This window comes from Flintibacter hominis (assembly GCF_014287965.1).
GTDB lineage: Bacteria > Bacillota > Clostridia > Oscillospirales > Oscillospiraceae > Lawsonibacter > Lawsonibacter aceti.
The window spans coordinates 240,767-254,323 of the sequence record NZ_JACOPO010000003.1 but is presented as its reverse complement, the minus strand read 5'-3'; the positions used below and the strand labels follow the sequence as shown (position 1 = coordinate 254,323).

At 51.5% G+C, this 13,557-nt stretch carries 13 protein-coding genes; 8 read left to right on the top strand and 5 right to left on the bottom strand.

All coding sequences use genetic code 11. The features are described 5' to 3' along the window. The first annotated feature begins 4 nt into the window (after positions 1–4). The 8 genes from H8S11_RS06480 to H8S11_RS06445 all read left to right on the top strand — a co-directional run bounded on the left by H8S11_RS06480 (position 5) and on the right by H8S11_RS06445 (position 8,885). Positions 5–1,045, top strand: a complete 1,041-nt coding sequence (locus H8S11_RS06480; RefSeq protein WP_186852580.1) for a zinc-binding metallopeptidase family protein — start codon at positions 5–7, stop codon at positions 1,043–1,045. Further along, complete coding sequence (locus H8S11_RS06475) at positions 1,038–2,063, top strand: M42 family metallopeptidase (RefSeq protein ID WP_186852579.1); 1,026 nt, start codon at positions 1,038–1,040, stop codon at positions 2,061–2,063. The genes H8S11_RS06480 and H8S11_RS06475 overlap by 8 nt, the downstream gene beginning before the upstream one ends. A gap of 23 nt (positions 2,064–2,086) precedes the next feature. Next, positions 2,087–3,085 carry a M42 family metallopeptidase gene (locus H8S11_RS06470; RefSeq protein ID WP_186852578.1) on the top strand — a complete coding sequence of 333 codons (999 nt, stop codon included), beginning with the start codon at positions 2,087–2,089 and terminating at the stop codon, positions 3,083–3,085. A 32-nt stretch (positions 3,086–3,117) separates the two neighbouring features. After that, entirely contained in the window at positions 3,118–4,386 is a 1,269-nt protein-coding gene (locus H8S11_RS06465) for a methionine gamma-lyase family protein (RefSeq protein ID WP_186852577.1), read from the top strand. Between the two features lie 44 nt (positions 4,387–4,430). Next, positions 4,431–5,162 (top strand): sporulation protein YunB, encoded by a 732-nt coding sequence (gene yunB, locus H8S11_RS06460; protein ID WP_147571780.1) that lies wholly within the window; start codon positions 4,431–4,433, stop codon positions 5,160–5,162. A gap of 86 nt (positions 5,163–5,248) precedes the next feature. Further along, the gene (locus tag H8S11_RS06455) at positions 5,249–5,839 is read left to right on the top strand and encodes a VanZ family protein (RefSeq protein WP_186852576.1); all 591 of its coding nucleotides are present in this window, start codon (positions 5,249–5,251) and stop codon (positions 5,837–5,839) included. Then, positions 5,832–7,805 (top strand): NAD-dependent DNA ligase LigA, encoded by a 1,974-nt coding sequence (gene ligA, locus H8S11_RS06450; protein ID WP_186852575.1) that lies wholly within the window; start codon positions 5,832–5,834, stop codon positions 7,803–7,805. Before H8S11_RS06455 ends, ligA begins: the two co-directional genes overlap by 8 nt. Before the next feature lie 132 nt (positions 7,806–7,937). Next, entirely contained in the window at positions 7,938–8,885 is a 948-nt protein-coding gene (locus H8S11_RS06445) for a DMT family transporter (RefSeq protein ID WP_186852574.1), read from the top strand. A 40-nt stretch (positions 8,886–8,925) separates the two neighbouring features. Here H8S11_RS06445 and H8S11_RS06440 read toward each other — a convergent pair whose 3' ends face one another. From H8S11_RS06440 to H8S11_RS06420, 5 genes are all read right to left on the bottom strand, one after another. Then, positions 8,926–9,288, bottom strand: coding sequence for an SdpI family protein (locus H8S11_RS06440; RefSeq protein WP_147571776.1), 363 nt, complete (start codon positions 9,286–9,288; stop codon positions 8,926–8,928). 3 nt (positions 9,289–9,291) lie between these two features. Next, a complete protein-coding gene (locus H8S11_RS06435) occupies positions 9,292–10,284 on the bottom strand; it encodes a tyrosine recombinase XerC (RefSeq protein ID WP_186852573.1) in 993 nt (330 codons plus the stop codon). Positions 10,285–10,726: 442 nt separating this feature from the next. Next, positions 10,727–11,161 carry a type II 3-dehydroquinate dehydratase gene (gene aroQ, locus H8S11_RS06430; RefSeq protein ID WP_186852572.1) on the bottom strand — a complete coding sequence of 145 codons (435 nt, stop codon included), beginning with the start codon at positions 11,159–11,161 and terminating at the stop codon, positions 10,727–10,729. After that, a complete protein-coding gene (locus H8S11_RS06425; protein WP_243200958.1) occupies positions 11,158–12,396 on the bottom strand; it encodes a shikimate kinase in 1,239 nt (412 codons plus the stop codon). The genes aroQ and H8S11_RS06425 overlap by 4 nt, the downstream gene beginning before the upstream one ends. Further along, on the bottom strand, positions 12,396–13,547 hold the full coding sequence (locus H8S11_RS06420; RefSeq protein ID WP_186852571.1) for a bifunctional chorismate mutase/prephenate dehydratase: 1,152 nt from the start codon (positions 13,545–13,547) through the stop codon (positions 12,396–12,398). Before H8S11_RS06420 ends, H8S11_RS06425 begins: the two co-directional genes overlap by 1 nt. Positions 13,548–13,557: the final 10 nt, after the last annotated feature.

The window sequence follows — 13,557 nt, the reverse complement described above, 5'->3', positions numbered from 1 at the left end:
AGGCTTGGACTATAGAATCATTTTGCCGCAGTTGTGTGCCCTAGCGGGCCCTAGCGGCTTTGAGCGGGCGGTAGCGGAGGCTGCCGCCCAGCTTCTGGCCCCCTGGATGGACGCAGTACAGATCCAAAAAATGGGCAGTGTAGTAGGCGTCCGGCGGTGTGGAAAAGAAAATGCACCTAGACTTGTACTGGATGCCCACTTAGATGAGATTGGTTTTATCATTACCGGACATGAGGACGGTTTCCTCCGTTTTGCATCCTTGGGCGGTGTAGATCCTCGGATGCTTCCAGACCGGGAAGTGACCATTCTCACCGATCCTCCCATGCTGGGTGTGGTAGCCTGCCTGCCGCCCCATGTGCAGAGTAGAGAGGACATGGACAAGTCCCAGCCCATTCAGGAACTGTTTATCGACATCGGACAGAGTAAGGAAAATGCCAAAAAACTGGTCCCCGTTGGCACGCCGGCCGTATATCACACCAGCTGTGTGCCATTGGGGGAGGATCTGATATGCGGAAAATCACTGGATGACCGGGCCTGTTTTGCCATTTTGCTGGACACTGTCCAGCGTCTGGCGGGAGAAGATCTGGATGTGGACGTATATGTAGTAGGCTCCACACAGGAGGAAACGCATAGTACCGGCGCTATTACCGCCGCTTATGGCATCATCCCTGATCTGTGTGTGGCAGTGGACGTGACACACGGAGACAGCCCGGATGCCTCTAAAGATAAGACGTTCCGGCTGGGAGGGGGCCCTGTCATTGGGCTTGGCCCAAACTGTGCCCGCTGGATGTCCCAGAGGCTGCGGGACAAGGCGCGGGAGCTGGATATGGACTTCCAGATGGAAGTCATGGCTGGTCACAGCGGTACCAACGGATGGCCCCTTCAGGTGAGCCGGGAAGGTGTGGCTACCGCCGTCCTATCCCTACCACTGCGGTATATGCATACCCCAGTGGAAACTGTCAACTGCCGGGATTTAGAAGCGACGGCCGAGCTTCTGGCCGCCTTTATTCGGGGTATTGGGAGGGAGGTCCCCAGCTATGCTTGAGCTACTGAAGGAACTGTGCCGACTCAACGGCGTTTCTGGGGCAGAGGACCCGGTCCGAAACTTTATCCAGACACAGGCACAGCCATATGCCGACTCCCTGCGCAGCGACGCGCTAGGAAATCTAATCGTTTTTAAGCGTGGAAAGAAGTCTACCGGAAATAAGCTCCTTCTCGCCGCCCACATGGATGAGGTGGGCGTGATTGTTACAAGGATTACGGAGGAAGGCTTTCTAAAATTTGATTTTGTTGGTGGTGTCGACCGCCGTGTGGCCATTGGTAAGCCGGTGGTCCTGGGCGAAAATGAGATTCCTGGACTGATTGGACTAAAGGCCATCCACCTGGTGAGCAGGGAGGAGGAGGAGAAGGTCCCAAAGACCGACGCCCTCTATATTGATATCGGAGTGAAGGATAGGGAAGAGGCAGAGAAGCTGGTCCCGCCTGGCACCTACGGCTCCTTTGTTGGCCCCCCCCAGGAGTTTGGACAGGGCTTCTTGAAGGCCAAGGCCATTGATGACCGGATTGGCTGTGCGATTATGCTGGAGCTGTTGAAGGAGGATCTGCCCCTGGATGTGACCTTTGCCTTCACTGCCCAGGAGGAAGTAGGCACCCGTGGAGCCTTTGGGAGTGCCTTCTCGGTGTCGCCGGAGGTGGCGCTGGTGCTGGAAACCACGACCGCTGCCGATCTGCCTGGGATAGAGGGAGCGCGTCGAGTATGTGCCCCAGGCAAGGGGCCTGTGATCTCCTATATGGACGGCGCTACCATCTATGACCGGGACCTTTTTGAGAATCTGCGCCGCTTGGCGGAGGAGCACGGGATTCCCTGGCAGACCAAGGAATATATTGCCGGAGGCAACGACGCCCGCACCATTCAGCGATCCAGATCCGGTGTCCGGGTAGCCGCTCTGTCCGCTGCGGTACGCTACCTTCATGCGCCGGCCACGGTCGGCAGTTTGGCCGACTTTGAAAATATGTGGAAGCTGACCCGACTGTTTCTGGCCGATCAGGCGGCACAGCTTTGATGGGAGGACAATAGGTAATTCATATGGAACTGTTTGAATTGATACAGACGTTAAGCTCTGCCCACGGCCCCTCTGGGGATGAGGCCGATATTAGGAATATCCTCTCCGAATTGGCTTCTCCCATGGCCGATGAGGTGGCCTGGGACACCATGGGAAATCTCATCGTTCACCGGAAGGGACCCGGCTCGAAGGTAATGCTTGCCGCCCATATGGACTCCATCGGTTTTATCGTAACTCACATCGAGAAGGAGGGATTCCTCCGAATGGGGAAGCTGGGGGGGATTAGCCCCAAGGAGGCTGTCTATACCCCCATTCGTTTCAAAAACGGTGTCCGGGGCGTGGTCGTACCAGAGGAAAAAGCCGATTTTGGCAAGCTGAAGCTAGATGAATGTTATATTGATATCGGAGCCAGAGACGAGGAGCAGGCGAAAAAACTGGTCCAGGTGGGAGATACGGCAGTGTATGACTCCCCCTGCTTTCTCCAGGGCAGCGGCGTAATCTCTCCCTATTTGGATAACCGCATCTCCTGCGCGGTCCTGCTAGCTGTGCTGGAGCGTATCCAGACCAGTGCTAACGACCTGTACTTCGTCTTTACCTCCCAGGAAGAGGTGGGGCTGCGGGGCGCTAAGACCGCCGCCTGGGCTGTTGATCCGGACTGGGCCATTGCCGTAGATGTCACTGATGTAGATGACACCCCTGGATCAGAGCGGTCAGGCACTGTTCAGTTGGGCAAGGGAGCGGCTGTCAAGGTAATGGACTCCTCTATCATCTGCCACCCAGAAGTGGTAGCGAAGCTGGAGGGACTCGCGCAGGTACAGGGGATCTCTGTCCAAAGGGATATTATGCGCGGCGGCGGTACTGACGCTGGCGCCATTCATACCACCCGCCTGGGGGTAAAAACCGGAGGGATCTCTGTGCCCTGTCGGTATATCCATACCCCTGTTGAGATGGCCGACCTTGGAGATGCGGAAGCCTGCATAAAACTGGTGGAAGCCTTCGCCCAGACTGCGTTGAATGTATAACAAGAGACAAAAAGATTGGACTGACAAATAAAATGCCTTTACAGTTAAGCGATAAAGTGCGTGCCCTGGGTGATCAGGCCCAGAGGGAGCTGGTTGATGAATTTTCCCGCATCGATACCATAGCCCAGGAAAATACCCAGCGGGTGCTGGCTGCCTTTCAAGACCACCGGGTGGCGGATAGCTATTTTGCCGGCACCACCGGCTACGGCTATGATGACCTTGGCCGGGACAAGCTGGATGAGATCTATGCCGATCTTTTTGGCACAGAGGCCGCTCTTGTCCGGATACAGTTCGTCAACGGTACCCATGCCATCGCCTCCGCTCTTTTTGGCGCTCTGAAGTCTGGCGATGTGCTGGTTTCCGCTGTCGGGGCCCCCTATGATACCCTTTTAGGTGTCATAGGTACAGCGGAAAAGGGTCATGGATCTCTAAAGGACTACGGCGTGGAATATCGTCAAGTGGAGCTGGTAGACGACGCCCCAGACTTGGAGGGGATTGCCCGGATGGCGGCCGATCCCAAGGTAAAAGCGGTGCTGATTCAGCGATCAAAAGGGTATTCTACTCGAGCCTCCCTCTCTGTGGCGGAGATTGGAGAGATGTGTGCTATCATCAAAAGGGCGAATCCCAATGCCGCCATTTTGGTGGACAACTGCTATGGTGAATTTGTAGAAACTCTGGAGCCGACCCATGTAGGGGCCGACCTAGTAGTAGGCTCCCTGATTAAAAATCCCGGCGGCGGACTGGCACCCACTGGAGGCTATATCGCTGGCCGCCGCGATCTGGTAGAGGGGGCGGCCCAACGGCTTACAGTTCCAGGAATCGGTGGGGAGTGCGGCTGTACTCTGGGCCAGAACCGTCTGCTTTACCAGGGACTGTTTTTGGCCCCTCACACTGTGTCTCAGGCTGTTAAAACGGCTGTTTTTGGCGCAAAAGTAATGGAACTGCTGGGCTATGAAACAGAGCCACACTCCAGTGCCGTCCGTCACGATATCATCCAAATGATTCATATGCGGGAACCGGAAGCCCTTAAAAAATTTTGTAAGGGCATCCAGTTCGGCGCGCCTGTGGACTCCTATGTGACCCCGGAACCCTGGGATATGCCCGGTTATGACAGCCAAGTCATTATGGCTGCTGGCGCCTTTATTCAGGGAGCCTCCATCGAACTGTCCGCTGATGCCCCCATGCGTCCGCCCTATACGGTGTATCTCCAGGGCGGCCTGACCTTCGAGTCGGGCAGACTGGGGATCCTGCTGGCCGTCCAAGAGCTCCTTGGCTCAGATCAGCCGGTTCCCAGGGAATAGGCCAAGCCGGAAATTACATATCTTCTCCCTATGGGGGTGAGGATATGGTCATGGGTCCTTTACGGCGTGAATTATACCGAAAAATACACGGCGGCCTATTTTATAGATCGGCTGGCAGGGGAGTGGGACGGTCCTATTCATTTCCAGTTCACGTCCCGCGTTGGCTGGTCACACTTGGCGTCGCTTTGCTCCTATCTTTCTCAATCATCAGTTTCTTGGAGTCCAGGATAAAGCCCGTTATAGCGGCGGCGGCTACTACCCAGATTCAAAATCAATTGACAGGCCTGATCGAGCGATCTGTTGTAGAAGATCTGGCACAGCGCCAACTGGGATATGGCGATCTAGTTACGATACAGCGTGAGGAAAGCGGCGCGATTACCTCACTTTCCACGGATATGGCATCTATGAACCAGCTCAGGGCATATCTGGTTAATCAAATCCTAGAAGAATTAGATGGTATCGATGTTTCAACCATTCAGATCCCAATAGGGAGCCTCTTTGATTCTGAGCTACTCTGGGCGGCTGGACCCTCGCTTCATGTCAGGGCTATGTCCGTAGGAACTGTCCAAGCGGAGTTTGAGAGCGAATTTTCGGAGGCGGGAGTCAACCAGACTCGTCACCGGATCTGGCTCCATCTCTCCATTCCCGCCACAGTCCTGCTGGCAGGCAGTGCCATAGAAGTGCCGCTGGATACAGAGCTTTGTGTCGCGGAAACAGTGATCGTAGGACAGGTACCCAACACCTATCTCAGCTTGGATGGGATATCAGGCCATTAAACGGAGTTTTACAGATGAGTCTTTGGGAAACAATACAATGGTATTGGGGTAATATCTTGGATTACGGTCTGCAGATGCTTCCCTGTATGCTGATCGGAGTATTCGGATTTCTTCTGTTCCTGCCGTCCCGCAAAAGAAGACTGGCCAGTCTTGGGCTGTCAAGCAGCAGCGGGAGAGAGGCTGTTCTGCTCCTTTTTGTCATGTTTTGCGCTGGATTGGCCTCTGTAACTCTTTTTCCTGCTAATTTCTGGAGCTTGAATCGATGGTACTGGGTCCTGCATGGAATGGAGCCTCTATTTCCGCCTGTCGATTGGCAGATCCAGTGGGATACTTTACAGCTTACCCCCTTTCAAGAGATCATTCGGGCCTTTCGCGGGCCATGGGTCATGTTTTTAATGGTCGCGAATATCGGTATCTTCTGCCCTATTGGTTTTTTCCCTGCTCTGCTGTGGCGGGGCTGGCGGTGGTGGAAATCCGCTCTGGTTGGTCTTTGCACCTCTGTTTTTATTGAATTTGTCCAGTTTTTCATTGGGCGCAGTAGCGATGTGGATGATGTAATCCTCAATACTGCGGGCACTCTCGTGGGATTCTGGATCTTCTGGATGATAAATACCCTGCTGCCACAGCTGACCATTAAATTTCAGTGCACCACAAAGGAGTTACCTGGATATGGATGAATTGAAGGAGCTCGAGCTACTACGCCATGAGCTGATACAGGCCGGTTTAGAGTATTATGTGTATGATGCGCCAACCATGTCTGACTATGAATATGACCACAAATTGCGCCGTCTTGAGGAGCTGGAGGCAGCCCACCCAGAGGCAATAACTCCTGACTCCCCCACCCAGAGGGTGGGTGGGAAGGCACTGGAGGCGTTTTCTCAAGTAGAGCACCGGGTCCCCCTGGAGTCGCTCCAGGATGTCTTTGATTTTGAAGAACTGAAGGCTTTTGACATCCGGGTCCGAGGAGTGGTCCCGGATGCCCATTATGTAGTGGAGCCTAAGGTGGATGGACTTTCTGTCGCGCTGGAATATGAAAATGGTCTCTTTGTCCGTGGGGCAACACGGGGAGATGGCCGGGTAGGGGAGGATGTCACAGAAAATTTGAGGACGATCCGCTCTATCCCTATGCGTCTGCCGGATATGCCGGCTCACCTGATTGTCCGCGGTGAGGTATTCATGCCTAAACAGGTTTTTCATGCGCTCAATGAGGAACGTGAGCGCAGGGGAGAGCCTCTTTTTGCCAATCCAAGAAATGCCGCCGCTGGCTCGCTCCGCCAGTTAGACCCCAAAATTGCCGCATCTCGGAGGCTTGACATACTAGTATTTAACATCCAGTGGATTGAGGGGGCCGCTCTGTCCACACATCTGGAGACACTGGAATACTTGAAACGCAATAACTTCAAGGTGATTCCGCATTACAGCTGTCAACAGATGGAACAGGTGATGGACCATATCGCAGAGATTGGAGAGAACCGTGATTCCTTCCAGTTCGATATTGACGGAGCGGTCGTAAAGGTAAATAGCCTGTCAGATAGAGAACGCCTAGGTTCCACCGCAAAATTTCCCCGCTGGGCCGCTGCCTATAAGTACCCGCCTGAAGTCAAGCCCTCCAAAGTGACGGATATTTTAGTCCAGGTAGGGCGAACTGGGGTACTGACACCCAAAGCAGTACTGGAGCCGGTCCGGCTCGCCGGTACTACGGTGACCAGCGCGACTCTGCATAATCAGGATTTTATTTCGGAAAAGGATATTCGCATTGGCGACACAGTTCTGGTTCGGAAAGCAGGGGAGATCATACCAGAGGTTCTGTCTGTCGTTATGGAGCAGCGTCCGGAAGGAACACGCCCCTACTTTTTGCCATCTGTCTGTCCGGTGTGCGGGGCTCCGGTGGAACGAGATGAGGATGGGGCCCATATCCGTTGTACTGGATCCGAATGTCCAGCGCAGCTGCTTCGCAATCTAGCCCATTTTGCCAGCCGGGATGCCATGGATATCGATGGTATGGGTATCGCAGTGGTGGAGAACCTTGTTGGGGCCGGCCTAGTCAAGACCCCAGGTGATCTCTACTTTCTTCATGAGGAAGATATCGCAAAGCTGGACCGGATGGGTAAAAAATCAGCTCAAAATCTTATTTCAGCGATTGAGAACTCTAAATCCCAGGACCTGTCCCGACTGATCTACGCCTTCGGTATCCGTCAGGTGGGCCAGAAGGCCGGAAAAGTATTGGCTGCCCACTTCAAGACCCTAGATGCTTTGGAAACGGCTACGTTAGAGGAGCTCACCGCCATTGATGATATTGGAGAGATTACAGCACACAGCTTGTTGGAGTGGATGTCCAGCCCTCAAAGCCGACATTTGATCTCTCGTCTGCGGGAGGCAGGCGTCAATATGACGGCAACTGATCAGGGAGATGACCAGCGCTTCGCTGGTATGATTTTTGTTTTGACAGGGGCGCTGGAACGCTTTACCCGGGATGAGGCCACTGAATTGATCGAGGCAAGAGGTGGAAAGGCCGCCAGTTCTGTATCTAAAAAGACCACCTATGTAGTAGCAGGGGAGTCCGCCGGATCAAAACTGCGCAAAGCACAGGAGCTAGGAATCCAGATCTTGACAGAGGATGATTTTTCAGCACTTCTGAAATAATACTTGGATGATTTAAAGGCCCTCAATACTGTTTGGGGGCCTTTCTTTCATTATTAGTTTTTTTACTATTGTGCAGTTCCATTTTCTTTAGCATATGGTATAATTATTCTATCGAGAGGGGAGGCGTTATTTGTGAAAACAGGATATCTGTATATTGCTATTGCGGTAGTCATGTTCAGCTCCTTTGAGGTGGTATTGAAATTTATTGCTGGAGAACTGAACTCTGTCCAGTTGACCTTTGCTCGTTTTGTTATTGGCTTTCTCTTCCTATTACCTTTGGCCCTGCATACACTTCGAAAGAGGAAAAAGAGGCTTGATACGAAAACTCTGGCTTATTTTGCCCTTTTAGGGTTCACTGGGATATCTCTGAGCATGACAATTCTCCATCTAGCTGTCGAGTATACCAGTTCCTCGGTCACTGCGGTCCTCTTCAGTTGTAATCCGGTATTCGTGACCTTCCTGGCCTTCTTTCTGCTCCATGAACCCATTAAAAAACGTCATGTGGCAGCCCTTATTTTTGAAATCATCGGGACTCTGGCAATCATCAATCCATTCCACAGCAACCTGAATATGTTGGGGGTATCGTTGGCGCTGCTATCTACCCTGTTGTTTTCTCTGTACGGGGTTATGGGAAAGCGGAAGTGTGCTGAGTATGGCGGTGTGGTCGTGACCTGCTTTAGTTTCCTATTTGGAAGCCTCATCGTACTTCTTTTTATCGTCCTATCTCACATTCCGGCTGTGGCGGCGGCGATTACCTCGGCTGGTCTGCCAAATTTCGCCAACATTCCTATCCTGGCCGGTTATACCATGGAAAATCTCCCCTATGTGCTCTATGTTTCTGCCGGTGTAGCAGGTATCGGGTTCTGCTCCTACTTTTTAGCTATGGAATATCAGCCAGCTAGTGTAGTTTCCCTAGTATACTTTTTTAAGCCCGCTCTGTCACCGATACTGGCTTGGTGGCTCCATGGGGAAGATATCCCGGGAAATATGCTGCTTGGTATCCTTTTGATTGTCGTTGGCTCTCTGTGTTCCATCATCCCAGGTATTTTGGAAGCCAAACGCCCGACTGTATCACATTAAATAATAAAAAGGCCTCCAAGAAAAAACTTGGAGGTCTTTTTTATATTAGTTTGTTTCCATGTTCATCAAATCCATTTTTTAACAGCAGATCTACTAGAAAGGCGGACAAACAAAAAAATACCATCTGACCGGCCAGAAGCCACAAAATAAAATTGAGATACTGGTCCCGAAAAAACCACATCAGCAGAGCGGTCACCAACCCAAGTACGATGCCAAGACGAATCCAGAGCTTTGAGCAATGGCGATGTGCAAAGCTCCAAGTTTCTTCACTGCGTGTAGACAACGCTGTACGGTAGGCCAACCCCTTGCTGTCCATTTTGGGCGGGGATACTTTCCATATGATTCCCACACACAGAATAAGGATAGGGGGGAGCATGGTCAGAATAAAGCAGGCAGCGTACATGTATCAAACCTCTTTCTTTTGATTTTTCGTCTTCGTTCGAGATACTCGGCCAAGGGGATTGGCCCTGGCTGCGGTACGAAGATCATCACTATCTACATGGGTATAAATCTGGGTAGTATTGAGATTATCGTGCCCCAAAACTTCCTGGAGGGTACGTACATCTACACCGTTTTGAAGCATAAGGGTAGCCGCTGTATGGCGCAGTTTATGCGCTGAATACTGGCTACTGTCCAGCCCTGCAGCTAATAGATGCTTTTTGACCAGTTTATGGACTGCCGCTCTGGATATCCGACGCCTATTTTGCAACGTGACAAATAACGCCTTTTGATCGACTAACGTCAACATGCTTCGCTCAGTTATCCAATCCTGAAGCGCCTGTTGACAAGCTTCATTCAAATAGAGCATCCGCTCTTTATTTCCTTTTCCCAAAACACGCAGTTGATCGCCTCGAACATCTGTTACATTTAAGCCTACCAACTCAGAAATACGTAATCCACAGTTTAGGAACAAAGTAAGAATACAATAATCACGACTAGAGTTTTTTCCAGCCACTGAATCCAGAAGTTCTATGCTTTCATCAAGATTCAGATATCTTGGGAGTGATTTGCGTAGCCTAGGTGAGTCCAAATCTTGCACAGGATTTTCTCTTAACAGCTTGGCCTTATTAGTCAAGTATTTATAAAAGGAGCGGATTGTAGCGACTTTTCGAGCCCTTGACGTAGCTGTAAGTGAGCGATCTTGGGAGAGAAAACTCATAAAATCATAGACATCGCTTAATGTGATACTGTGGACCAGAGATAGGTCGACATCATCAATCATGATACTGTCAAACGGAACATCCTTAGATATAAGATCCTTTTTCTGTTTAATATAGCGAAAGAAACTACGCAGATCCAGAAAATATTCATCTATTGTGCGACTGGAATGTCCTTGGATAGTTTCATGATAGACAAGAAAATCTCTGATTAGTGCGGGAGCTTCAGTTCGATAATCCATATTCCCCTCCTTTTAGGTCAACAAAATTTTTATTTTGTTGACCTATTATCTTAAAAAATAAAGGACCGAGGAGGTCAACAAAATAGACGGTTATTGTTGGGCCAAGAAGCGACTGCTTAAGATGGTCCGAACCCTTATTCCTTCCCTTTTGAATAATCTAGCTTAAATATAATCACAAAAAAGGAAGAAAGTCAAGCATTATTTTTTGTTTTATTTATAAGTATTATACTTAGTATGTTAGCTGGATTTAGTCATTCGATGAATTGACCGTTAATGTGTATTTATTCCTTGAAGGATTTATAGAAAAATAATGATTGCTAAATAAGTAAACCAGGAGGGAACAGCATTTCAGATGTCCCCTCCTTTATCATGCGTGTTTGTATTATTTAGACTTTAGACTGTTGCCGTGCTTTCCACTCTGCAAACTCTTGTTTCCAGGTTATCAGTGGCCGTATTTTTGGCAGAGATACTGGATGGCGCGCCGGTAGCCCTCGAAGCCCAGTCCGATAAAGGACTCCTCGCAGGCCATGCCCGCATAGGAGATTTGCCGAAATGGTTCCCGGCTGTTCACATCGGAGAGATGGACCTCTACCGCCGGCAGCGCCACCGCCTTTAGGGCATCCAAAATAGCTACGCTGGTATGGGTATAGGCGGCTGGGTTGATTACGATACCGTGCATTCTGCCATAGGCAGATTGAATTTTATCCACAATCGCTCCCTCATGATTGGATTGGAACAACTCCACAGACGCCCCACTCTCCTGGGCTGCCGCCTGGATAAATCGTTCCAAGGCGGCAAAACTCTGGTCGCCGTAAATGTTCGGCTCCCGGATACCTAACAGATTCAAGTTTGGACCATTGATTACAAGTAGATTCATAACTCCAGCCTCCTAATGATCTCGTCCGCTGTTTCCTCTACCGTACCTTGGTTGTCAACCGTAAGGTCAGCCAACTGACTATATAGAGGTGCGCGCTGCCGGTAGAGCTCCTCCAGAGAATGGAACTGGGATACCGGACGCCCATCCGTGGGGAGCAGTTCCAAGTCCCGGCGGAGATAAATAACTGTGGAATTTTGGCGGATAGGGTCCCAGTTCTCACGTTTGGTGACGATTCCGCCGCCGCAGGCAATGACTTTACCTGACTGCTTGGCCAGCTGACAGAGGGCCTGATGCTCCCTGCTTCGGAAGCTCTCCTCCCCTTCCCAGGAAAATATCTCCGGAATAGAACAACCACTGTTGGCAACGATATGCTGGTCAATATCTTCCAGGGGCCGCCCCAGACGGCGGGCCAGCGCCTGCCCTATCGTAGTCTTTCCGCAGCCCGGCATCCCAATCAGAAGAAGATTGAGAGTCTGACGTTCAATACAGGCGGTGATTTCCGCCACCCTGCTGTCCTGAATCGTTTGGCCTAAAAACCGCTCCGCTGCCGTTTTGGCCTGGGCTACCAGCATTCCTAAGCCATTGGCCCAGAGCATTCCTCGTCTAGCACCATCCAACAGGAACCGGGTCCGGCTTGGGTTGTAAATGAGGTCAAAGACCTGGCCGCAATGTGGAAATTGCGCCAAGTCCACAGGAGAAGCCTCTACATTGGGATACATCCCCACTGGCGTAGCGTTCACAATCAGTTCCGCATCCTGGTTCCGCTCCAGATTTTCGTAATTGTCCGGTCCTTTGCGGGATATCCCTACGGCCTGCCTAACGCCTAAATCCGAAAGGACCGCATGGACAGTGAGCGAGGCTCCTCCACTTCCAAGTACAAGCGCTTTTTTTCCTCTTATCTGGGCCCCGGCTGAACGAAGCAGATACAAGAAACCGTCATAATCGGTATTATCCCCATACAGGGTCCCATCAGGTCCCTTGATAATGGTATTGACACTGCCGATCCGCTGGGCCGCAGGGGAAAGCTGGTCACAGAATCTCATCGCTGTTTTTTTGTAGGGAATCGTCACATTGAGTCCGCGAAACTGCCCTTGACGCAGGAAGGGCCCCACCTGTTCTGGAGACAGCTCCACTAGTTGGTAATCATAGTCCCCCAACTGCCGATGGATTGCTGGGGAGAAGCTGTGAGCAAGATGCTCCCCCAGTAGTCCAAATTCCAGATGACGCGGGACCATCAGCAGATGACCTCGTTATAGGTCCCAAGGTAGCGGAAGTACTCGCTCTCCTCATCCAAATCTTGGAACAGGCGTTCCATCTCCGGGGCGTATACAGAGCACTCCAGATCGAAGTAGAACATGAACTCAAATTCCCGGTCCGGAAGCGGGCGGCTCTCCAGCTTGCGAAGGTTGATCCCCAGAGCATAAAATTTGGACAGTACATGGTAGAGCGAGCCTGGTCTATGGGGCAGGGTCATCATCAGCGAGGTGCGGTCCGCTCCGGGATATATTTCAGGGATTTTTGAGATACAAATGAACCGGGTATAGTTGTTATCCTGGTCCTGAACATTGGTCTGAACCAGATTGAGACCATACTCCTCGCCACAGAAGCGAGAGGAGATAGCGGCAACATCGGTACGGTCAGATTGTGCCACCATACGGGCGGCCACCGCAGTATTTTCTACCATGGTCACTTTGATGTTCTTCATTCCAGCCAGATAGTACGCGCACTGGCTGATCGCCTGCTCATGGGAGAACACCTCTCGAATGTCACCCAGCTTCGTCCCGTGCTTGGCCAGCAGATTGTGGCTGACCTTCAGGCGGACAGAGCGGACAATGGAAAAGTTGTGCTGGATCATCAGATCATATATCGCGTTGACGGAACCGGCGGTACTGTTTTCGATGGGCAGTATTCCATATTGGCACATGCCGCTCTCCACCGCTTTGAATACATGATCGAAGGTATCAAAATAGAGAATCGTAGGAGATTTAAAGATGCTGTCGCAGGCCATCTGGGAGTAGGCGCCCTCTATCCCCTGGCAGGCCACGGTGGCCCGCTGGGGAAAGAGCGCCGGGGTCTCAGCCAAGGCCGTCCGGATGGTTTCATAGATCTGGGACTTCACCCCGCCACACTGGTTCTGATAGGAGCGGCCCACGGCCAGGATGGCACGAAATACAGACTCTGTGTAATCGGCCAGCTCCTCACCAGCCTCCGCCCCTACCTTGGCCAGCAGCACCCGTTCTCTGCCGGCATCTAAGGTGGGCAGTCCGTTTTTCCTTTTGTATAGAGCTACATCTCTGGAGACAGCCATCCGCTGTTTCAGCAGGTCTACCAGTTGGCTGTCAATGTGGTCAATTCGCTCCCTTAAGTCATTCAGATTGTGCTCCATGGGAAATCTC

Coding starts and splice junctions, on each gene's coding strand:
- H8S11_RS06475 (WP_186852579.1), top strand. CDS start 1,038: ATGCTTGAGCTACTGAAGGAACTGTGCCGACTCAACGGCGTTTCTGGG.
- H8S11_RS06470 (WP_186852578.1), top strand. CDS start 2,087: ATGGAACTGTTTGAATTGATACAGACGTTAAGCTCTGCCCACGGCCCC.
- H8S11_RS06465 (WP_186852577.1), top strand. CDS start 3,118: ATGCCTTTACAGTTAAGCGATAAAGTGCGTGCCCTGGGTGATCAGGCC.
- yunB (WP_147571780.1), top strand. CDS start 4,431: ATGGTCATGGGTCCTTTACGGCGTGAATTATACCGAAAAATACACGGC.
- H8S11_RS06455 (WP_186852576.1), top strand. CDS start 5,249: ATGCTGATCGGAGTATTCGGATTTCTTCTGTTCCTGCCGTCCCGCAAA.
- ligA (WP_186852575.1), top strand. CDS start 5,832: ATGGATGAATTGAAGGAGCTCGAGCTACTACGCCATGAGCTGATACAG.
- H8S11_RS06440 (WP_147571776.1), bottom strand. CDS start 9,288: ATGTACGCTGCCTGCTTTATTCTGACCATGCTCCCCCCTATCCTTATT.
- H8S11_RS06435 (WP_186852573.1), bottom strand. CDS start 10,284: ATGGATTATCGAACTGAAGCTCCCGCACTAATCAGAGATTTTCTTGTC.
- aroQ (WP_186852572.1), bottom strand. CDS start 11,161: ATGAATCTACTTGTAATCAATGGTCCAAACTTGAATCTGTTAGGTATC.
- H8S11_RS06425 (WP_243200958.1), bottom strand. CDS start 12,396: ATGGTCCCGCGTCATCTGGAATTTGGACTACTGGGGGAGCATCTTGCT.
- H8S11_RS06420 (WP_186852571.1), bottom strand. CDS start 13,547: ATGGAGCACAATCTGAATGACTTAAGGGAGCGAATTGACCACATTGAC.